Source organism: Micromonospora sp. WMMD714 (assembly GCF_029581315.1).
Classification (GTDB): domain Bacteria; phylum Actinomycetota; class Actinomycetes; order Mycobacteriales; family Micromonosporaceae; genus Micromonospora; species Micromonospora rifamycinica.
Window position 1 is genome coordinate 550,840 of the sequence record NZ_CP120744.1, and the last position, 19,029, is coordinate 569,868.

Below are 19,029 nucleotides of genomic sequence, written 5' to 3' on the forward strand. Positions count from 1 at the left end.
ACAGCGTAATCGCCACGCGGTGTCCTCGCCGGCCCGTCGCACCCGGGGTGCGACCATGGGCGGAGTGCCCGGTGGAGGATGCCCGGCGACACGAGGTGGAGGTGACCGACCATGACCGCAGCGGTGTTCGGCCACGACGGGCCGTGGACCGAAGAGGAGTACCTCTCCCTCGACGAGACCCCGCAACGCGTCGAACTCTTCGACGGGAGCCTCCACGTGACCCCAGCCCCCACCCCCCGCCACCAGCGCATCTCGCGCAAACTGGGCAACATACTCGAACCGGCGGCCGAGCAGGCCGGTCTGGAACTACTGGAGGCGGTGAACGTCCGGCTTCGGCCCGGCCGCATCCCCATCCCCGACCTCATCGTCACCGACCCCGTGAATCTGGACGAACTCATGATCGACGCGGCCGAGGTGCACCTCGTCTGCGAGATCGTCTCGCCGAGCAACGCGTCCACCGACAAGGTCCTCAAGATGCACTACTACGCGGCGGCCGGCATCGAGTGGTACCTGCTGGTGGAGCAGAAGACCGGCGCGCTACGCCTCCACCGTCGGCGGGGCCGCCACTACACGGAACACTCCGCCACCAAACGCGGCGAGACCCTGCGCCTGATCGAGCCGGTGCGGGCCACGATCCGGCCCGAGGATCTGGTGCCCTGACGGATGTCGGTCGACTGGCCTAGGGTCGGTCCATGACCGAGTTCGATGCGGCGTCCGCCGCGGTGCAGGCCGCCCTCGACGCGGGCGCCCGGTACGCCGACGCCCGGGTGATGCACCTGCGCTACGAGTCGATGTCCGCGCGCAACGGCGAGATCGAGGAGCTGACCCAGGACGAGAGCCTCGGCCTGGGGGTACGCGCGCTGGTCGGGTCCGGGTGGGGCTTCCACGCCGTACCCGAGTTGTCCGACGCGGCGGCGCGGGCGGCCGGCCGGCGGGCCGCGGAGGTCGCCGCCGCGAGCGCCCGGGTACCCGGTCCACCGATCACGCTGACCCCGGCCGAGCCGACGGTCGCGAGCTGGGCGTCCGGCTGCGCGGTCGATCCGCTGGGGGTGGCGCTGTCCGACAAGGGCGACCTGCTGGTCCGGGCCACCGCGACGGCCCGTGGGCAGGGGGCCGACCTGGCCGAGGGGCTCTACCAGATCTGGGACACCCGCAAGTGGTTCGTCTCCAGCGAGGGGCACCGCATCGACCAGCACATCCGTGAGTGCGGCGGCGGCATCTCGGCCACCTCGATCGGCGAGCACGAGACGCAGCGCCGTTCCTGGCCGAGCTACCGGGGCCAGTACGGCACCACCGGCTGGGAGCTGGTCGAGTCGCTGGACCTGACCGGGCACGCCGCCCGGATCGCCGACGAGTCCCGGGCGCTGCTCACCGCGCCCGAGTGCCCGGCCGGCGAGACCGACCTGATCCTCGGCGACGAGCAGCTCGCGTTGCAGATCCACGAGTCGGTCGGGCACGCCATCGAGCTGGACCGGATCCTCGGCTGGGAGGCGGCGTTCGCCGGCACCTCCTGGCTCGACCTGGCCCGGCTCGGGTCGCTGCGGTACGGCTCCGAGCTGATGAACGTCACCATCGACCCGACGATCCCCGGCGCGCTGGGCAGCTTCGGCTTCGACGACGAGGGCTCCCCGGCGGTCAAACGCGACGCGGTACGCGAGGGCCGCTGGGTCGGGGTGCTCGCCGGCCGGGACTCGGCCGCCGTCGCCGGCCTGGACCACGGCGGCAGCGTCCGGGCCGACGGGTGGGCCCGGCTGCCGATGGTGCGGATGACCAACGTGGGCCTGGAGCCCGGCCCGCACACCCTCGACGAGATCATCGCGGCCACCGACGACGGGGTGCTGATGGACGTCAACCGGTCCTGGTCGATCGACGACCGGCGGCTCAACTTCCAGTTCGGCTGTGAGATCGCCTGGGAGGTGCGCAACGGCCGGCGGGGCCGGATGCTGCGCAACCCCACCTACACCGGCATCGGGCCGCTGTTCTGGCGGTCGATGGACATGCTCTCCTCCGAGATCGTTCCGTGGGGCACCCCGAACTGCGGAAAGGGCCAGCCCGGCCAGATCGGGCACACCGGCCATCCGGCCGCGCCGGCCCGCTTCCGGGGCGTCCGGGTGGGGGTACGCGCATGACCGGCCCGGGGGACACCGGCGCGACCGAGCTGGACGTCGCCGCCCGGGTGGTGGAGCTGGTCCACCAGGTCGCCGGTCCGTCGGCCCAGGCCGAGGTGACCGTCGTCCGGCACGAGCTGGCGCTGACCCGGTTCGCCAACTCGTTCATCCACCAGAACGTCGCCGAGTCCGGGGTGCGGGTCCGGCTGCGGGTGCACGTCGACGGCCGGACGGCCGCCGGGGGCGGCAGCCTGGTCGACGCGGACGGGCTGCGCGCCCTGGTCGGGCGCACCCTCGCCGCGGCCCGGCTCTGCCCACCCGACCCGGCCTGGCCGGGGTTGACCCCACCGTCGGCGGTGCACTCCAACGGCCTGCTCGACGAGGCCACCGCCACCGCCGAGCCGGCGGCCCGCGCCGAGCGGGTCCGGGCCTTCGTCGACGCGGTGGGCGGGCTGGAGGCGGCCGGCTACTGCCGCACCTCGTACCGGTCGGGGGCGTTCGCCAACTCGCTCGGACAGTCGGCGCAGGGGCGGACCACCGAGGCCGCGATGGACGGCATCGCCCGGGCGGACGGCGCGGACGGGGTGGCCCGGATCTGCGCCGGCCGCCTCGACGGGCTCGACGGCGCGGCCCTCGGCCGGCGGGCGGCGGCCAAGGCGCGGGCCGCCGCCGACCCGGTCGAGCTGCCACCGGGCCGGTACGAGGTGGTCCTCGAACCGGCCGCCGTGGCCGACCTGTTGCAGAACCTCGCCTGGTACGGCTTCAACGGCAAGCGGCACGCCGAAGGCCAGTCGTTCGCCCGCCCCGGCACCGCCCAGTTCGATCCGGCGGTGACCCTGGTCGACGACCCGACGTACGGCGGCGCGATGCCGTTCGACCTGGAGGGCACCCCCTGCCGGGCGCTCACCCTGGTCGAGGCGGGCACCACCCTGGCGGTGGCCCACGACCGGCGCAGCGCCGCCGGGGCGGGCGCCACGTCGACCGGCCACGGGGCCCCGGGCGGGTCCACCTTCGGCCCGGTCCCGCGTACCGTGCGCCTGCTCGGCCGGGCCGGCGACGGCGACCCCGGTCCCGCCCCGACCGGCGACGGCACCGGGGCGGTGGCCGATGCGGACACCGCCGCGCTGGTCGCGCCGATGGCCCGGGGGCTGCTGGTCAGCGACTTCTGGTACACCCGGGTGCTCGACCCGAAGAGTCTGGTGATCACCGGGTTGACCCGTAACGGGGTGTGGCTGGTGGAGGACGGCGTGCCGACCCGGGCGGTGCGGAACCTGCGGTTCACCGAGGCGTACCCGCGGGCGTTGGGGCCGGGCGCGGTGCTGGGGCTCGGCCGGTCGCCGGTCCGCCAGCCGGACCGGACCGACGGCGGCTGGTGGGAGGCGCCGCCGCTGCGGCTGGCCTCGTGGAACTTCACCGGCGGCGCCTCGGGCTGAGCGGTCGCCGCCGGTCCGTCGGGGCGCCGGTCCGGCCGCCCCGGGGTGCCGGCCGGAACCGATCGTGGCGCGGGGCTTTCCAAGGTGCGGGACACACGGGACACTGCGTTGCGCGGCCCGACCGTGGAGATCGGCGTAACGTGTGTCACTTAGCTGCGCCGATGCCCCGGCGCGGTCGCCTGCGTGCCGCAAGACGTGGCAGTGGACACGGTCCGGCCGGTCCGCTGACCGCACGGAACGTGAACCGCCGCCCGCGAGGGCCCGTCCCGTCAGGAAGACAACTCGAATGACATCAACGGCAACGAAGCCGCGGGGGGCGCGGGCGCGCGCCGCCATCACGGCGAAGACGTTGCGAACCGACCGCTGGTGGTTCGCCCCCCTGATCACCGTCGTCGGGCTCACCGCCTGGGTGGCGTACGCGACCGTCCGGGTGTTCATGCACAAGTGGTACTGGGTGGAGCAGTACCACTACCTGACGCCGTTCTACTCCCCCTGTGTGACCGACCGGTGCGTCGAGGGATCGTCGCACTTCGGCAGCTTCCTGCCCGGCTGGTGGATCATCCCGGACGCGGCGCTGACCCTGCCGTTCCTGCTGCTGTTCCGGCTCACCTGCTACTACTACCGCAAGGCGTACTACCGGTCGTTCTGGTTGTCGCCGCCGGCCTGCGCGGTGCCGGACGGGCACAAGTCCTACTCCGGGGAGACCCGGTTCCCGCTGCTCGGGCAGAACCTCCACCGCTACTTCTTCTACGCCGCCGCGATCATCTCGCTGATCAACACCTGGGACGCGGTGCTGGCCTTCCACTCGCCGGAGGGCTTCGGCTTCGGGCTGGGCAACGTCATCCTGCTGCTCAACGTGGTGATGCTCTGGGCGTACACCATCTCCTGCCACTCCTGTCGGCACATCATCGGCGGCCGGCTGAAGCACTTCTCCGCGCACCCGGTGCGTTACCGGGCCTGGACGTTCGTGTCCAAGCTCAACACCCGGCACATGCAGCTCGCCTGGATCACCCTCGGCACGCTGGCCCTCACCGACTTCTACGTGATGGCCGTCGCCGCCGGATGGTTCGACGACCTGCGGTTCATCAACTAGAGGGCGCGCGACATGACCACTACCACTCGCATCGAGCGACACCACTACGACGTCGTCGTGATCGGGGCCGGCGGCGCCGGCCTGCGCGCGGCGATCGAGGCCCGGCTCGCCGGCAAGAAGACCGCGATCATCTCCAAGTCGCTCTTCGGCAAGGCGCACACCGTGATGGCCGAGGGCGGCGCGGCGGCCGCGATGGGGAACGTGAACAGCCGGGACAACTGGCAGGTGCACTTCCGCGACACCATGCGCGGCGGCAAGTTCCTCAACAACTTCCGGATGGCCGAGCTGCACGCGAAGGAGTCGCCGCAGCGGATCTGGGAGCTGGAGACGTACGGCGCGCTCTTCGACCGGACGAAGGACGGGAAGATCTCCCAGCGCAACTTCGGCGGTCACGAGTACCCCCGGCTGGCGCACGTCGGTGACCGCACCGGTCTGGAGCTGATCCGCACCCTCCAGCAGAAGATCGTCTCCCTCCAGCAGGAGGACAAGCGCGACCTCGGCGACTACGAGGCGCGGATCAAGGTGTTCTCCGAGACCACCGTCACCGAGCTGCTGCTCGACGGCGACCGGGTGGCCGGGGCGTTCGGCTACTACCGGGAGTCCGGCGAGTTCATCCTGTTCGAGGCCCCGGCGGTGGTGCTGGCCACCGGTGGCGTCGGCCGGTCCTACAAGGTCACCTCGAACTCGTGGGAGTACACCGGGGACGGTCACGCGCTGGCCCTGCGGGCCGGGGCCACGCTGATCAACATGGAGTTCCTCCAGTTCCACCCGACCGGCATGGTCTGGCCGCCCTCGGTGAAGGGCATCCTGGTCACCGAGTCGGTGCGCGGCGACGGCGGCGTGCTGAAGAACTCCGACGGCAAGCGGTTCATGTTCGACTACGTCCCCGACGTCTTCCGCAAGCAGTACGCGGAGACCGAGGAGGAGGCGGACCGCTGGTACACCGACCCGGACAACAACCGGCGTCCGCCGGAGCTGCTCCCCCGCGACGAGGTCGCCCGCGCGATCAACAGCGAGGTCAAGGCCGGTCGGGGTACGCCGGCCGGCGGCGTCTACCTGGACATCGCCTCCCGGCGTTCGGCCGAGGAGATCCGTCGCCGACTGCCGTCGATGTACCACCAGTTCAAGGAGCTGGCCGACGTCGACATCACGGCCGAGCCGATGGAGGTCGGGCCGACCTGTCACTACGTGATGGGCGGCGTCGAGGTGGACCCGGACTCCGGCGCGGCGTACGGCACCGTGCAGGGGCTGTTCGCCGCCGGTGAGGTCTCCGGTGGCATGCACGGCTCCAACCGGTTGGGTGGCAACTCGCTGTCCGACCTGCTGGTCTTCGGCAAGCGGGCCGGCGGGCACGCGGCCTCGTACACCGATCAGCTGACCGCGCGGCCGAAGGTGCCGGTGGGTGCGGTGGAGACCGCCGTGGAGACGGCGTTGGCGCCGTTGCAGCGGGACACCGGGGAGAGCCCGTACACCCTCCAGCAGGACCTCCAGGCGGTGATGGGGGATCTGGTCGGGATCATCCGCCGGGAGGGCGAGCTGGTCGACGCCCTGCGCAGGCTGACCGAGCTGCGGGAGCGGGTGGCGAAGGTGAGCGCGGTCGGTGGCCGGCGCTACAACCCGGGCTGGCACCTGGCGTTGGACCTGCGCAACATGCTGGTCGTCTCGGAGTGCACCGCGAAGGCGGCGCTGGAGCGCCAGGAGTCGCGCGGCGGGCACACCCGGGAGGACTTCCCGACCATGGACCCGGCCTGGCGTCGGGTCAACCTGGTCTGCTCCCTGGACGGCGACACCGTCCGGCTGGAGCACAAGCCGCTGCCGACGATGCGGGCCGAGCTGATCGGCCTCTTCGACCGGACCGAGCTGGCCAAGTATCTGACCGACGAGGAGCTGGCCGACCTCGACGTCGTCGGCGAGGAGGCGAACTGATGGGAAGCAAGAGGGAGTTCCGCATCTGGCGGGGCGACGAGACCGGCGGTGACCTCCAGGACTACTCGGTCGAGGTGAACGAGGGTGAGGTCGTCCTCGACGTCATCCACCGACTCCAGGCCACCGACGCGCCGGACCTGGCCTGCCGGTGGAACTGCAAGGCCGGCAAGTGCGGCTCCTGCTCGATGGAGATCAACGGAAAGCCCCGGCTGAGCTGCATGACCCGGATGTCGACGTTCGAGGAGTCCGAGACGGTCACGGTCACCCCGTTGCGCACCTTCCCGGTGATCCGGGACCTGGTCACGGACGTCTCGTTCAACTACGAGAAGGCCCGGGAGACGCCGGCCTTCGCCCCGCCGGCCGACCTGGCCCCGGGCGAGTACCGGATGCAGCAGGTCGACGTGGAGCGCTCGCAGGAGTTCCGCAAGTGCATCGAGTGCTTCCTGTGCCAGAACGTCTGCCACGTGATCCGCGACCACGAGGAGAACAAGCCGGCCTTCTCCGGCCCCCGGTTCTTCATCCGGGCCGCCGAGCTGGACATGCACCCGCTGGACGCGAAGACCGACCGCAAGCAGTACGCGCAGCAGGAGCAGGGGCTCGGCTTCTGCAACATCACCAAGTGCTGCACCGAGGTCTGCCCCGAGCACATCAAGATCACTGACAACGGGATCATCCCCATGAAGGAGCGGGTCGTCGACCGCAGGTACGATCCCCTGGTATGGCTCGGTAGCAAGATCTTCCGTCGGGGTGAGACGCCCCAGAGCACCGCGAACAGCGCGGGAAAGGGGTCCGTGGTGCACAGCGGAACTCGTCAGACCGGAGTCCACTCGCACGCCGGAGGCTCCGGCGACCCGGCTGCGGAGGCCCAGGCGCAGCAGGGTGTGAACTGGCACCGTGAGGTCCCGCACCCGACCATGCCGGCGGTCGACGACCGGGGGCGGCTCCCGCTGACCGAGTTGACCTTCGACCGGGCGGCGGCCCCGTCGCCGTTCGGTGACGACGTGACCTTCCCGTTGCCGCCGGAGCACCTCAACTTCGCCCACCCGAGCCAGGACGACAAGCCCACGATCCACGGCGACGGGCACTGAGGTAGAGCACGACGGGGGTCGGGCACCGAGGTAGCACGGCACTGACGCAGCGCGACCGGCGTCGGGCGGCACGACACGCGACGGGGGCCACGGCGAGAGCCGTCGGCCCCCGTCGGCGTTTCCCAGCCGGGTGTCCGATACCGGTCAGTCGGTGGCCAGCAGCGGGCCGAGGGCGGCGACGATGGGGGCATCGGCCGGGAGCCAGGTGACGCTGTGCAGCTCACCGGCGGTGAGCCAGCGCATCGCGGAGTGCTCCAGCGCGCGGGGCTGGTCACCGTGCAGCAGGCGGGCGGCGTACACCTTGAGCACCGATCGGCCGTGGGCCATCCGGACGTCCCGGCCGACCCGCTCGCCGATCTCGACCCGGACGGCCAGCTCCTCGGCGCACTCGCGGATCAGCGCAGCCGTCTCGCTCTCCCCGGGCTCGACCTTGCCGCCGGGGAACTCGAACATGCCGGCGACCTCGGGCGGTGCGGTGCGGGCACAGGCCAGCACCCGCCCGGCGGAGATGATCGCCGCGCCCACGACCACCCGCGGCTCGCGCCGGTCGGTCTGTCCGTTACCGCTACGCCGTTCGGTCTGCACGGGCATCCAGCGTGCCAGATCAATCGTCGGTTTGGGTACCGTGGCCGACCGGTAGGCCAATAAGAGACGGAAGTGTGGGCGTGGACACACCGCCATCGGGTCGACAGACTGTTAGCACCACGAGGACACGGGACGGCGACGATTTGGCCACAAGCCGGCAACGGCGCCTGGGAGGTGCGGTGATGCGCGTGCTGTTCACCAGCCGAGCCAAGCACGATTATCTCACTGACGCCCTCACGCTCCTGCACGGGTGGACCCGCGAGGGTGAGCAGATCCGCCGCACCCTGGTCATGGACGACTCCCAGCACGCGGCGCTGACCGAACGGATCAAGGTGGTCGCCGACGCGCTGCGGCTGCGGCCGGACATCAGCCGGCGGGACACCGAGACGCGCATCCGGGTCGGCCACGGCGACGGCGAGCCGCTCACCGAGGGTGAGGTGCTCCTCGCCGCCCGGATCGAGGACGCGTACCGCGCGGTGACGGAGGACTGAACCCGGTCGTCGCGCCGGCTGTCGCACCGGTCACCGTGCCCGCCGAGCGCGCTCGTCACCGCGTCGGCTGAGCGCACCGGTCACCGTATCGGCTGAGCGGGCTTCGTCACCGCATCGGCTCGCCCTGCGCGGTGGGCAGTCCCAGCGCCTGGCGTACCGCCAGCTCGGTGGCCGGGTCGGGGTGCTGCCCGGCCTGCGCCACGATCTGGAGAAGCTTGCCCCGATCGGGTTCCCCGTCGGCGTTCCGCCAGGCCGGCTCGGCCTGCTCCATCTCGGTGAGCATCCGTTCCATCGCCGGCCGCACCGGCTCCGGCCAGGGCTCCCGGCGCAGCCGGAACCACATGTCCGTGTGCGTCGTCTCGGCCCGCCGGACCGCGTCCCGCAGGGTGGCCGGGGGAGCCGCCGGCGCCTGTGCCACCAGCGCGGCCCGGGTCTCGACCCAGTCCCGGGTGGCCAGCAGGTAGCCGAGCTGGGCCGGGTCGAGCACCGTGCCGTCCATCCGCAGCGGCCGGGACAGGGCCTCCGGCGCGGTCAGGTAACAGGTGATCGTGGGATCGGTGGACCAGTCGACCCGGGTCGGCAGGTACCAGCTCAACCGCACCTCGGCGGGCAGCCCCAGCGGATCCACGACGTAGCTGCGCTGCCGCTGCCGGCACAGCGCCTCCGCCCGCTGGGAGAGCACCGCCGCACCGGGGTACCGCTCGTCGGCGGACCGTTCGTACGCGGGGAAGTCGTCGACGTACTCGGCCTGGTGCGGGGTGTCACACGGCACCCGGGTGACCTGCTCGGGCGCGGTCCGGCTGGCGGTGGCCCCGGTGGGAACCCGGAAGCAGTCGCCCACCCGCAGGGCGCGCAGCCCGGTGTCCGGCGCGGAGCCCGTCCAGGTGACGCCCCACGCCACCAGCCCGGCCAGCAGCCACCCACCGCACAACACCAGCCCGGCGACCACCAGGCCCTTCCCCCGCTCGCCGTCGCGCCGGATCCGGCGCAGCGCGAACCCGGCGGTGACCAGGGCGAGCACGCCGCCGAGCAGGCCGAGGACGAGGGTGACGACGGCCAGCCGGTTCAGCCGGCCCCGGTCGGCCGACCGCTGCGGCCACGGCTCCCAGTCCCCGACGGCGGCGGGGCGTGCGGGAGGGGTCGGTGCCGCCTCCCCGTCACCGGTCGGGGCCGCCTGCCCGTCACCGGTCGGGGCCGCCTCTCCGGCTCCGGCACCGGTCGACGTCGACTGCCCCTGCGGCTCGTCGCCGGGTTGTGTCTTGGAATGTTCGCTGGTCACGCCGCCGCCCTCCCCCGTCGCCCGCGTCCGGCCAGGCATGGCGAGACTAGTCGACCGGACCAACCGACGGGGAACGGCGGAGGCTGGCGGGCACCTCCTACCGTGGGATCCATGGCAAATGTGACGTACGACCGCAAGGAGCAGTTCCAGCAGATCCAGAGTGGACTGCTCGACGGGGAACAGATCATCGCCGTCTACGACGCCGTCGGCACCGGCACCGGGTTCATCGGCCTGACCGACCGGCGCGTGATCATCCAGGACCGCTCCTTCGTGGGCAAGCGGTACGCGATCACCAGCATCCCGTACTCGAAGATCACCAGCGTGAGCGTGGTGAGCAACAAGTCATGGGGCGGGGAGTTCTTCTCCACCGGCTCGATCGCGGTGCACGTCGGCACCCACACCTACGAGGTGGAGTTCCGGGGCGCGCAGAAGAGCCACCACGTGCACAACGTGATCCTGCACTACATCTCCTGACCCGCGCCCCGCCCGGCAGCACCGGCCGTGGTGGCCGTGGCGGCCGGCTCCCGGTCGGCGGAAGGAGCCCCGGTGGCGATCAGGGCGTCGAGGATGTCCCGGGCCGCGGCGAGCCGCTGCATCGACGCGGTGATCCGCGCCCGCTCCTCGGCCAGGCCGTCGAGGAGTTCGGGACAGGTCGGGGCGAGCACCGTGGTGTCGTCCGGCACGCAGGGCAGGATCTCGGCGATCACCGCCGTGCCGAGCCCGGCCGAGAGCAGCAACCGGATGTGCCGCACGGTGGTCACGGCCTGCTCGCCGTAGTCGCGGTAGCCGCTCGGCCGCCGGTCGGGCCGCAGCAGTCCCTGTTCCTCGTAGTAGCGCAGGGCGCGGGTGCTCACCCCGGCCCGCCGGGCCAGTTCACCGATTCGCATGCGGACAGCAGACCGCGGACTTGACTTTCACGTCAACGTGAAGGTCTAGCGTCCTCGGCATGAGCGATCCACAACTCACGTACCGTGACCCGGTGGCGGTGCTCGGCCTGGGTCCGATGGGCCGGGCGCTCGCCGCCACCCTGATCTCCGCCGGGGTTCCGACGACCGTCTGGAACCGTACCCCGGACCGGGCCGAAGCCCTGGTCGCGCGCGGCGCGACGGCCGCGCCGACCGTCACCGGGGCGGTCCGGGCCGCCACCCTCGTGATCACCTGCCTGCGGAACCCGGCGGCCGTCGACAGCGTGCTGGCCGGCCACGACGACTGGGCCGGACGGACGGTCGTCGACGTCACCACCAGCCGGCCGGACGAGGCCCGCAGGCTGTCGGACTGGGCCGACGGCCACCGCGTCAACCTGGTGAAGGGCGCCATCCTGACCCCGACCCCGACGATCGGCACACCGGCCGCCATCGCCCTGTGGTGCGGCAGCCGGCCCGCCTTCGACGCCGCCCTGCCCGCCCTGGCGACCTTCGGCGGCACCCCCGCCCACCTCGGCGCCGACCCGGGCGCGGCGGCGGCGTACGACATGGCGCTGCTCGACCTGTTCGGCACCGCGGTCAGCGGACTCACCCACGCCTTCGCCCTGGCCTCGGCCGAGGGCATCGACCCCCGGTCGTTCGCCCGGTACGCCGCCGGCATCGCCCCGATGCTCGGCGAGATGACGACCCGCTTCGCCGACCAGCTCACCGAGGAGCGGTTCCCCGGCGACCGGTCCACCGTCGCCTCGGCCCACTCGGGCATCACCCACGTCATCGAGACCGCCGACACCCACGGGATCGACTCCGCGGTGCTGCGCGCCGCCCGGTCGGTCATCGCGCGGGCCGTCACCGCCGGCCACGGCGAGGACGGACTCGCCCGACTGGCCCGATTCCTCACGCCGGTCCGCTCCGGCTGAGCTCGGCGACCGGCGGCCCGCGACACTCGTCCGCACGGCCGCCCGACCCCGGCGACCGGCGGCCCTGCGATACTCGTCCGCATGCGGAGCAGCCTCTCCACTGTGGTCCGACGACTGCGCCGTCCCGACGGCCGGCGAGCCCGCTGGCTCCGCCGCGCCGTCGTGACGGCCCTCGTCGGCACGGTGCTGCTGACCGGTGCCACCGTGGCGAGCGTGGCCTGGATCCGCAGCGACGCCGACGGGCACCTCTTCGCCGAGCAGGACGTCCCCGAGACACCGGTCGCCCTGGTGCTGGGCACCATGGTGGAGTCCGACGGCACACCGTCGCCGTTCCTCACCGCCCGGCTGGAGATCGCACGCCGGCTGCTCGCCGCCGGCCGGGTGCACGCCATCCTGCTCTCCGGCGACAACATGCACCCGGGCTACGACGAGCCGACCGCGATGCGGCGCTGGTTGGTCGCCCACGGCGTGCCGGCGGAACGGGTGGTGCTCGACTACGCCGGCTTCGACACCTACGACTCCTGCGCCCGGGCCAAGCGGATCTTCGGGGTGGACCGGGCCACCGTCGTGACCCAGTCCTTCCACCTGCCCCGCGCCGTCGCGGTGTGCCGGCGGCTCGGCATCGACGCCAGCGGGGTGGGCGACGAGACCGCCCGCGCGGACGACCGGACGTGGTGGATCAGCTCCACCCGCGAGTACGGCGCGTGCGTCAAGGCCGCGCTCGACCTGCTGTCCGGGCGTGACCCGGTGCACCTCGGCCGCCGGGAGACCGGCGTGGACGACGCGCTGCGCGCCGGCTGACCGGCCCGCCCCCGACCAGCGCGGTGCCGCGAGCGCCGGAGCCCCCGCGCGGTGCCGTGACCCGGGCCGCCCGCGCTACAACCGCTTGGTCATCCGGATGGCGGTGACCTCGAACCCCATCTGCTCGTAGAGCGCCCGCGCGCCGGTGTTGAACCCGAACACGCTCAGCCCGATGGCGACCACGCCCAACTCCCGGCACACCCGCTCGGCGGCCTCGATCATCGCCCGGCCGTAGCCCCGGCGGCGCAGCTCCTCGCGTACCTCGAAGTCGTAGCCGAAGGCGTGCAGGCCGTCGGACTTCTGCTCCAGGTGCAGCCAGAGCATGCCGACCTCGTCGGCGTCGGCGTACGCCGTCCACAGCCGGTGGCCCTCGGTGGCCAACCCGTCGGGTAGCAGGTTCCGGTAGTCCTGCCGGGCCTTCTCCTGCGCGTCCGGCAGCGGCATCGCCCCGGAGGCCGCGATGTTCCGCGCGTACTCTTCCTCGGCGCGCTCCCGGTAACGGAGGTACTGCTCGTCGGTCATCGGTTCCAGTCGCAGGGTCACGCCGCCACGGTAGGCCAGCACCGCCCCGGCCCGCTGCCCGAGGTCGGGCGGTGCGCCGTCCACCCGGCCCGGCAGGTCACCGGTGTGGTGCTCAGAAGTCGATGAACCCGGCTACCACCTCGTCCACCGTGCCGTCGTCGCGCGGCGTGCCGTAGAAGTACACCGAGCCGTATCCCCAGAGGTACGAGTCGACCATGTCCGCCAGTTCGCCGGCCACCGGCCACCCTTCCTCGTCGATCTGGAAGAGGAAGGTGTGCCCGTCGGCGAGCACCGCGTCCGCGTAACCCGGTTCGTTCTGGATGAGCACCGGTTCGGTGCCGAGGCGCACGAACGGAACGACGTCGCCGTCGCACTCCGTCAACGCGGCACAGCGCAGCCCGGGCCAGCCGAGCTCCGTACGCGAGCCCCGTGGCGACGGCCGGTGCAGGACGGCCCGCATCGCCATGCCCGGATATTCGAGGTCGTCGTCGGTGATCTCGAACCCTTCGCGCAGCAGCACCGACACCTCACGACCGCCCGTCCAGGACGCGCAGTCCGCCGGGAGCGTCAGGAGGTAGCGGTGCGTCGCCAGCACCGGATCGGACTCGATCGCCACCGGCGGTGCGCCGCCGATCCGCCCGCCGCTGCGGCCGTCCGGGAGCGCGGGCGTCAACGTCGTGACCATGGCGCGACCGTACCGGGAGGGTCGGACGTCGACGCGGAACCCCACCGCGTTCCGTCACGGCGCAGAGCCAGGGCGGGCGAGCGCAGGAGGCCGGGACCGCGACTACCGAATGCTACGGTGACGGCATGACTGCGGTGCCCGACTGGATGCGGCCGCCCCGCCCGGAGGGGTGGTACGCAGACGACCTCGACACGCTGACCGGGGCACCCCGTCATACCGAACTGATCGACGGAGCACTCGTCTTCATGATGTCCCCCCAGCGGGTCTGGCACACACGGATGGTCACCGCGCTGGTGAACGTCCTGACCAGTCAGGCACCGCCAGGCGTCGAGGTCGACCGGGAGATCACGGTCCGGCTCGACAGATGGAACCGTCCCGAGCCCGACCTCGTGGCAGCGGCAGCACCGTACGATCCGTCTCGGACCTTCTACGTCCCCGAGGAGACCCTCCTGGTGGTGGAGGTGGTGTCGCCGGAGTCGGCCCACCGTGACCGCACCGTCAAGCTACGGAAGTACGCGGAAGCCGGCATCGCCAACTATTGGCGCATCGAGGAGGAGGCCGGGGCACCCGTGGTCCACGCCTACGAACTCGACGAGCCCACCCGGTCGTACGTGCCGACCGCGATCCATCGACGCGAGCTGCGCACCACGACGCCGTTCACGATCACGCTCGATCTGGACGGGCTGGTGCCGGGCCGCAGGAACTGAGCCCGGCGGCCACCAGACGTCGACGCGGAACCCCACCGCGTTCCGTCACCGCTCGACGGCGCGGCCGGTCGACCCCAGATCCAGGAACATCACGTGCAGCCCCACCAGGCCGTGCTCGGGGTGGTCGAAGGCCTCCGGGACGGTGGCGAGCACCTCGAAGCCCAGCGAACGCCACAGCCGCACCGCGACCTCGTTCGTCTCGACGACCGCGTTGAACTGGATGCTCCGGTAACCGGTGGCCCGCGCCCGGTCGACGACGTGCTCAGCGAGAGCACGACCGACACCACGGCCGGCATACCGTGGATCGACCATGAAACTGGCCGTCGCCACGTGCGCGCCCCGACCGGGCCGGTTCGGACCCATCTTCGCGCTTCCGAGAACGGTCGACCCCTCCACCGCGACGACGGTGCGCCCCGGCGGGGACTCCATCCACCACCCGCGACCCTGCTCCAGCGACAGGTTCTCGGGGAACGCGTACGTGCGCCCCTGCGCCACGATCTCGCTGAAGAAGGGGTAGATCGCGGGCCAGTCGCCGTCCTCGGCGTCTCGGATCAGCATCGGACCACCGTAGATCCGGTCAACCGACCTGACAACGCGGTTCGGGCGCCGGGGCCGCCCGACGCGGCTCCCAGCCGGGAGCCGTCCGCGACACGGTGGACCGCGCCCGGACGTTGAAGCGGAACTCGACCGGGTTGCGCCGCCGAACAACATCACCTGGCGCGCGGTCGACGACGCCGAAGCCGGGACTCACACCGCCACAAGCCGGACACGATCGCCGCAGAGCTTGGCCATGTCGTCGATGTCGGAAGTCAGCATTACCACCGGGCGATGCTGGCGCAGCGCAGCCTCGGCGACTGCCGCATCAATCGCGTACTTGTGCCCGTGCAGACCAGCGTTCATCAGCAGCTCCGAGGCCCCCCGCGCTTCCTCGTCGCCAACCGGAATCACTCGCAGCCCAGAAAGCACCCAGTTCAGGCGTGCCTTATGCGTGCGGGCATGGACGGCCTCGATGATGGTGAGTGCGCTGATCACGGCCTCCATGCCGCGCGAGCGCGCCTCGGCCGTCATCGCCACCACTTGCTCGTCATCGGCGAGCAGCTTTGCGAGTCCTTCGCTGTCGAGGACCAGCGTTCCTTCGTGGATCAGCTTGCGGCGGGCCACTCGCCCTCCTCGGCGAACGCCTCGTCGAAGACCTGCCGCGCTCGCTGACGAGCCCCCTCGGAGACCGGCCCCTTGCGAACCTCATAGTCGGCCAGGTACTCGTCGAGCACCTGCCCGCGCAGCTCACGCTCGACTGCCTCGGCAATGAACGCGGAGAACTCCCGCTTGCCGACCCGCGCCCGGATCGCCTCCGCTGTCCCCTCGGGCAGGGACAGACTCACCCGCGTCGCCGGCCCCTCACCGATCCGGTACACCGCTTCACTCATCAACCCAGTGTGTCAAACGAGTAGGAAAAGCGCCACGGGATCGAGCTGGACGGCAGACGGTGGACCGAAATCAGACATTGAACCTGAATTCCACCACGTCGCCGTCCTGCATGACGTACTCCTTGCCCTCGATCCGGACCTTGCCGGCGGCCTTCGCCGCCGCCATCGAACCGGCCGTGACCAGGTCGTCGTAGGAGACCACCTCGGCCTTGATGAAGCCGCGCTGGAAGTCGCTGTGGATCACCCCGGCGGCCTCCGGGGCGGTCGCGCCGACCGGCACGGTCCAGGCCCGCGCCTCCTTCGGCCCCGCCGTCAGGTACGTCTGGAGCCCGAGCGTGCGGAAGCCGACCCGGACGAGCTGGTCCAGCCCCGGCTCGGACTGCCCGATCGACTCCAGCAGCTCACGGGCCTCGTCCTCGGGCAGGTCGACCAGCTCGGATTCGATCTTGGCGTCCATGAAGACGGCCTCGGCAGGAGCCACCAGGGCGCGCAGCTCGTCGAGGAACCCGGCGTTGCCCAGCTCGGCCTCGTCGACGTTGAAGACGTACAGGAACGGCTTGGTGGTGAGCAGGTGCAGCTCCCGCAGGTGCTCCAGCTCGATCTTGGCGGCGGCGGCCCCGGCGTACAGGGTGGTGCCGCCGTCGAGCACCTCGACGGCCTGCTTCGCGGCGGCCACCGCGGCGGCCCGGTCCTTGCGGAGCTTGGCCTCCTTCTCCAGCCGGGGCAGCGCCTTCTCCAGGGTCTGCAGGTCGGCCAGGATCAGCTCGGTGTTGATCGTCTCGATGTCGTCGGCGGGCGAGACCTTGCCGTCGACGTGCACCACGTTCGGGTCGGAGAAGGCCCGCACCACCTGACAGATGGCCGAGGCGTCCCGGATGTTCGCCAGGAACGCATTGCCCCGGCCCTGTCCCTTCGACGCGCCCCGCACCAGACCGGCGATGTCGACGAACGACACCGGCGCGGGCAGCACCTTCTGCGACGAGAAGATCTCGGCGAGCCTGTCGAGCCGCGCGTCCGGCAGCCCCACCACCCCGACGTTGGGCTCGATGGTGGCGAACGGGTAGTTCGCCGCGAGCACGTCGTTCTTGGTCAGCGCGTTGAACAGGGTGCTCTTGCCGACGTTGGGCAGGCCGACGATGCCGATGGTGAGACTCACGACGGGCCAGCTTACGCCGTCGGCCACCGGCACCCGGCAGGCAGCCCCGTCGGGACAGCTCAGCCGGCGAGCCGCCAGCCCGCCCCGCTGTCCGCCGCGCCGTCGTCGGGCACCGCGCCGTCCGCCGCTCTGCCGTCCACCGTGCCGCCGTCGAGCGCTTCGGTGTCCGCCGCCCTGCCGTCCACCGCGCCGGGCAGCTCGCCGGCCGCCGCGAGCGGCAGGGTGAGTCGTTCCCGCGCCGCCGGCCCGGCCCGCTCGGACTCGCCGAGCATCCACCGCACCTCGTCAGGCGTCCAGCCCAGCCCGCGCCGGCCGGCGATCTCCCGGACCAGCCGTCGACCGACCCGGGTGTCGTCGTCGTAGAACCGCATGCACCAGTGGTGCGCCCACATGCCCAGCGCCCGCAGGCCGGCCCCGTCGAGCGAGCCGGCCAGCCGGCCGCAGGCGGTGTCGGCGAACGGCCGCGCCGGATCGTCGGCCCGGTCCCGCTCGATCGCGCCGAAGGCGGCCGGCGCGACCACCCGCATCCGGTCGTAGAGGCCCTGCGCGGCGGCGTCGTCCAGCTGCCCCCGCCCTGACCGAGGGTCACCCCGCCCGGTCATGCTCGCCATCGCCGCACCCTTTCTGGAGTTGGTGCCGGGACGCTACCGACCACTACCGACACTTTCCGAACCGGAAACGTCCCCGGCTGCCGGGATAGGCGGGGTGGCCCGGGGCGTCTGTATCGGTGACAGACAAACGACGGGGAGGGTGGGTGGACGAGGACGATCGAGCCCGGCTGGCCGAGTTCGTGGCCAGCCGGGCACCGGCCCTGATGCGGGTCGCGTACCTGCTCACCGGGGACCGGCACGCCGCCGAGGACCTGTTCCAGTCGGCGCTGGCCAAGACCATTCCGCGCTGGCGTGATCTGCGCCACACCGATCCGGAAGGATACCTGCGCACGGTCATGTACCGGGAGCAGGTCAGCTGGTGGCGGCGGCTGCGCCGGTACCGGGAGACGTTGCTCACTGGCGGCGACGACCGGGCCGGGCCGGACCTGTTCGGCGGCACCGACGTACGGCTGGCGATGCGGGCCGCGCTGCGCGCCCTGCCGGCGGCCCAGCGCACGGTCGTGGTCCTGCGCTACTACGAGGACCTGACCGAGACCCAGGTGGCCGCCGCGCTCGGCTGCTCGGTCGGGACCGTGCGCAGCCGCACCCACCGGGCCGTGGCCCGGCTGCGGCAACTCCTGCCGGACATCGAACTGCTGGAGGTACGGCGGTGACCACGCCCCTCGAGAACCTCATCCGCGCCACCCTCTCCGACCTCGCCGAGGAGGCACCGACAGTGCACGACCAGTTGAACCGTGCGGAACGCCGGGCCCGGTCCCGCCGCCGCGCCACGATCACGATGAGCGCGGCGGGGGTCCTCGCCGCCATGCTGATCGCCACCCCGCTCGCGATGGCCGCCACCAGCAGCGGGGACGCCCCGCCGGCCGCACCGGCCTCGACGCCGAGCGGGCCGCCCGCCGCACCCGCCCCGGCAGGGGTGACCGCACCCCCCGTCGACCAGGACGCCCGGACCGGCCGCCACAGCGCCCCGCCGCCACCCGTACCGGCCCGGAGCACCGTCCCCGGATCGCCGGGCAAGCCGGCCTCGACCGCCATCCCCGCCTCGCCCATCCCGGCGTCGCCCATCCCCGCCTCACCCATCCCGGCATCGCCCATCCCCGCCTCGCCCGCGCCGCGCGTCGACGGGCCGCGGACCGGCCCGGTCACCGCACCGGCCCCCGGCCGCACCGCATCGCCCGTCGACCAGGCCCCCGCGACCGGCCGGACGGCCGCGGCAGCCCCGGTACCCGCGCGCTGACCCACGGCCTCCCCACCCCGGGACCGTCCGGGGTGGGGAG

At 72.3% G+C, this 19,029-nt stretch carries 23 protein-coding genes; 13 read left to right on the forward strand and 10 right to left on the reverse strand.

All coding sequences use genetic code 11. The features are described 5' to 3' along the window. The first annotated feature begins 111 nt into the window (after positions 1-111). The 6 genes from O7625_RS02460 to O7625_RS02485 all read left to right on the forward strand — a co-directional run bounded on the left by O7625_RS02460 (position 112) and on the right by O7625_RS02485 (position 7,648). Complete coding sequence (locus O7625_RS02460; RefSeq protein WP_282344001.1) at positions 112-660, forward strand: Uma2 family endonuclease; 549 nt, start codon at positions 112-114, stop codon at positions 658-660. A gap of 32 nt (positions 661-692) precedes the next feature. After that, on the forward strand, positions 693-2,129 hold the full coding sequence (locus tag O7625_RS02465) for a TldD/PmbA family protein (protein ID WP_282344003.1): 1,437 nt from the start codon (positions 693-695) through the stop codon (positions 2,127-2,129). Further along, complete coding sequence (locus tag O7625_RS02470; protein WP_282344005.1) at positions 2,126-3,541, forward strand: metallopeptidase TldD-related protein; 1,416 nt, start codon at positions 2,126-2,128, stop codon at positions 3,539-3,541. The genes O7625_RS02465 and O7625_RS02470 overlap by 4 nt, the downstream gene beginning before the upstream one ends. A 286-nt stretch (positions 3,542-3,827) precedes the next feature. After that, complete coding sequence (locus O7625_RS02475) at positions 3,828-4,634, forward strand: hypothetical protein (protein ID WP_282344006.1); 807 nt, start codon at positions 3,828-3,830, stop codon at positions 4,632-4,634. Positions 4,635-4,646: 12 nt separating this feature from the next. Continuing rightward, positions 4,647-6,560, forward strand: a complete 1,914-nt coding sequence (locus tag O7625_RS02480; protein WP_282344007.1) for a fumarate reductase/succinate dehydrogenase flavoprotein subunit — start codon at positions 4,647-4,649, stop codon at positions 6,558-6,560. Beyond that, complete coding sequence (locus O7625_RS02485; protein ID WP_282344008.1) at positions 6,560-7,648, forward strand: succinate dehydrogenase/fumarate reductase iron-sulfur subunit; 1,089 nt, start codon at positions 6,560-6,562, stop codon at positions 7,646-7,648. The genes O7625_RS02480 and O7625_RS02485 overlap by 1 nt, the downstream gene beginning before the upstream one ends. A 144-nt stretch (positions 7,649-7,792) precedes the next feature. Here the strand turns inward: O7625_RS02485 and O7625_RS02490 are convergent, their stop codons facing one another. Continuing rightward, complete coding sequence (locus tag O7625_RS02490; protein ID WP_282344009.1) at positions 7,793-8,233, reverse strand: (deoxy)nucleoside triphosphate pyrophosphohydrolase; 441 nt, start codon at positions 8,231-8,233, stop codon at positions 7,793-7,795. Positions 8,234-8,415: 182 nt separating this feature from the next. Here O7625_RS02490 and O7625_RS02495 point away from each other — a divergent pair, with 182 nt between their 5' ends. Further along, the gene (locus O7625_RS02495; RefSeq protein WP_282268061.1) at positions 8,416-8,724 is read left to right on the forward strand and encodes a 4a-hydroxytetrahydrobiopterin dehydratase; all 309 of its coding nucleotides are present in this window, start codon (positions 8,416-8,418) and stop codon (positions 8,722-8,724) included. Between the two features lie 106 nt (positions 8,725-8,830). Here O7625_RS02495 and O7625_RS02500 read toward each other — a convergent pair whose 3' ends face one another. Then, positions 8,831-10,003 (reverse strand): DUF4190 domain-containing protein, encoded by a 1,173-nt coding sequence (locus O7625_RS02500; protein WP_282344011.1) that lies wholly within the window; start codon positions 10,001-10,003, stop codon positions 8,831-8,833. 111 nt (positions 10,004-10,114) lie between these two features. Here O7625_RS02500 and O7625_RS02505 point away from each other — a divergent pair, with 111 nt between their 5' ends. Next, positions 10,115-10,477, forward strand: coding sequence for a PH domain-containing protein (locus O7625_RS02505; protein ID WP_067313722.1), 363 nt, complete (start codon positions 10,115-10,117; stop codon positions 10,475-10,477). On the opposite strand, the gene O7625_RS02510 is transcribed toward O7625_RS02505, so the two are convergent. Beyond that, a complete protein-coding gene (locus tag O7625_RS02510; RefSeq protein WP_282344012.1) occupies positions 10,465-10,890 on the reverse strand; it encodes a MerR family transcriptional regulator in 426 nt (141 codons plus the stop codon). The genes O7625_RS02505 and O7625_RS02510 overlap by 13 nt on opposite strands. A gap of 59 nt (positions 10,891-10,949) precedes the next feature. Here O7625_RS02510 and O7625_RS02515 point away from each other — a divergent pair, with 59 nt between their 5' ends. Both O7625_RS02515 and O7625_RS02520 read left to right on the forward strand, forming a co-directional pair. Next, the gene (locus O7625_RS02515) at positions 10,950-11,843 is read left to right on the forward strand and encodes an NAD(P)-binding domain-containing protein (protein ID WP_282344014.1); all 894 of its coding nucleotides are present in this window, start codon (positions 10,950-10,952) and stop codon (positions 11,841-11,843) included. A gap of 81 nt (positions 11,844-11,924) precedes the next feature. Continuing rightward, the gene (locus O7625_RS02520) at positions 11,925-12,644 is read left to right on the forward strand and encodes an ElyC/SanA/YdcF family protein (protein WP_282344015.1); all 720 of its coding nucleotides are present in this window, start codon (positions 11,925-11,927) and stop codon (positions 12,642-12,644) included. A 75-nt stretch (positions 12,645-12,719) separates the two neighbouring features. Here O7625_RS02520 and O7625_RS02525 read toward each other — a convergent pair whose 3' ends face one another. Further along, positions 12,720-13,187 carry a GNAT family N-acetyltransferase gene (locus tag O7625_RS02525; protein WP_282344017.1) on the reverse strand — a complete coding sequence of 156 codons (468 nt, stop codon included), beginning with the start codon at positions 13,185-13,187 and terminating at the stop codon, positions 12,720-12,722. A gap of 91 nt (positions 13,188-13,278) precedes the next feature. Then, entirely contained in the window at positions 13,279-13,851 is a 573-nt protein-coding gene (locus O7625_RS02530) for a hypothetical protein (protein WP_282344018.1), read from the reverse strand. A gap of 125 nt (positions 13,852-13,976) precedes the next feature. On the opposite strand from O7625_RS02530, the gene O7625_RS02535 reads away from it, so the two are divergent. After that, positions 13,977-14,558 carry a Uma2 family endonuclease gene (locus O7625_RS02535; RefSeq protein ID WP_282344019.1) on the forward strand — a complete coding sequence of 194 codons (582 nt, stop codon included), beginning with the start codon at positions 13,977-13,979 and terminating at the stop codon, positions 14,556-14,558. A gap of 45 nt (positions 14,559-14,603) precedes the next feature. Here O7625_RS02535 and O7625_RS02540 read toward each other — a convergent pair whose 3' ends face one another. From O7625_RS02540 to O7625_RS02560, 5 genes are all read right to left on the reverse strand, one after another. Further along, entirely contained in the window at positions 14,604-15,116 is a 513-nt protein-coding gene (locus O7625_RS02540) for a GNAT family N-acetyltransferase (protein ID WP_282344021.1), read from the reverse strand. Between the two features lie 189 nt (positions 15,117-15,305). Next, a complete protein-coding gene (locus tag O7625_RS02545; protein ID WP_282344022.1) occupies positions 15,306-15,719 on the reverse strand; it encodes a hypothetical protein in 414 nt (137 codons plus the stop codon). After that, the gene (locus tag O7625_RS02550; protein ID WP_282344024.1) at positions 15,701-15,985 is read right to left on the reverse strand and encodes a hypothetical protein; all 285 of its coding nucleotides are present in this window, start codon (positions 15,983-15,985) and stop codon (positions 15,701-15,703) included. The genes O7625_RS02545 and O7625_RS02550 overlap by 19 nt, the downstream gene beginning before the upstream one ends. Positions 15,986-16,055: 70 nt before the next feature. Further along, positions 16,056-17,141, reverse strand: a complete 1,086-nt coding sequence (ychF, locus tag O7625_RS02555) for a redox-regulated ATPase YchF (protein WP_282344026.1) — start codon at positions 17,139-17,141, stop codon at positions 16,056-16,058. Between the two features lie 59 nt (positions 17,142-17,200). After that, entirely contained in the window at positions 17,201-17,668 is a 468-nt protein-coding gene (locus tag O7625_RS02560) for a hypothetical protein (protein WP_282346785.1), read from the reverse strand. A gap of 227 nt (positions 17,669-17,895) precedes the next feature. Between O7625_RS02560 and O7625_RS02565 the strand changes: the two genes are divergently transcribed. Then, the gene (locus tag O7625_RS02565; RefSeq protein ID WP_067313699.1) at positions 17,896-18,405 is read left to right on the forward strand and encodes a SigE family RNA polymerase sigma factor; all 510 of its coding nucleotides are present in this window, start codon (positions 17,896-17,898) and stop codon (positions 18,403-18,405) included. After that, entirely contained in the window at positions 18,402-18,989 is a 588-nt protein-coding gene (locus O7625_RS02570; RefSeq protein ID WP_282344030.1) for a hypothetical protein, read from the forward strand. The genes O7625_RS02565 and O7625_RS02570 overlap by 4 nt, the downstream gene beginning before the upstream one ends. Positions 18,990-19,029: the final 40 nt, after the last annotated feature.

Excerpts from the sequence above, each read along its gene's own strand:
- O7625_RS02465 (WP_282344003.1), top strand. The coding sequence starts at position 693 with ATGACCGAGTTCGATGCGGCGTCCGCCGCGGTGCAGGCCGCCCTCGAC.
- O7625_RS02460 (WP_282344001.1), top strand. The coding sequence starts at position 112 with ATGACCGCAGCGGTGTTCGGCCACGACGGGCCGTGGACCGAAGAGGAG.
- O7625_RS02470 (WP_282344005.1), top strand. The coding sequence starts at position 2,126 with ATGACCGGCCCGGGGGACACCGGCGCGACCGAGCTGGACGTCGCCGCC.
- O7625_RS02480 (WP_282344007.1), top strand. The coding sequence starts at position 4,647 with ATGACCACTACCACTCGCATCGAGCGACACCACTACGACGTCGTCGTG.
- O7625_RS02550 (WP_282344024.1), bottom strand. The coding sequence starts at position 15,985 with ATGAGTGAAGCGGTGTACCGGATCGGTGAGGGGCCGGCGACGCGGGTG.
- O7625_RS02540 (WP_282344021.1), bottom strand. The coding sequence starts at position 15,116 with ATGCTGATCCGAGACGCCGAGGACGGCGACTGGCCCGCGATCTACCCC.
- O7625_RS02495 (WP_282268061.1), top strand. The coding sequence starts at position 8,416 with ATGCGCGTGCTGTTCACCAGCCGAGCCAAGCACGATTATCTCACTGAC.
- O7625_RS02505 (WP_067313722.1), top strand. The coding sequence starts at position 10,115 with ATGGCAAATGTGACGTACGACCGCAAGGAGCAGTTCCAGCAGATCCAG.
- O7625_RS02520 (WP_282344015.1), top strand. The coding sequence starts at position 11,925 with ATGCGGAGCAGCCTCTCCACTGTGGTCCGACGACTGCGCCGTCCCGAC.
- O7625_RS02475 (WP_282344006.1), top strand. The coding sequence starts at position 3,828 with ATGACATCAACGGCAACGAAGCCGCGGGGGGCGCGGGCGCGCGCCGCC.
- O7625_RS02485 (WP_282344008.1), top strand. The coding sequence starts at position 6,560 with ATGGGAAGCAAGAGGGAGTTCCGCATCTGGCGGGGCGACGAGACCGGC.
- O7625_RS02560 (WP_282346785.1), bottom strand. The coding sequence starts at position 17,668 with ATGCGGGTGGTCGCGCCGGCCGCCTTCGGCGCGATCGAGCGGGACCGG.
- O7625_RS02530 (WP_282344018.1), bottom strand. The coding sequence starts at position 13,851 with ATGGTCACGACGTTGACGCCCGCGCTCCCGGACGGCCGCAGCGGCGGG.
- O7625_RS02515 (WP_282344014.1), top strand. The coding sequence starts at position 10,950 with ATGAGCGATCCACAACTCACGTACCGTGACCCGGTGGCGGTGCTCGGC.
- O7625_RS02510 (WP_282344012.1), bottom strand. The coding sequence starts at position 10,890 with ATGCGAATCGGTGAACTGGCCCGGCGGGCCGGGGTGAGCACCCGCGCC.
- O7625_RS02535 (WP_282344019.1), top strand. The coding sequence starts at position 13,977 with ATGACTGCGGTGCCCGACTGGATGCGGCCGCCCCGCCCGGAGGGGTGG.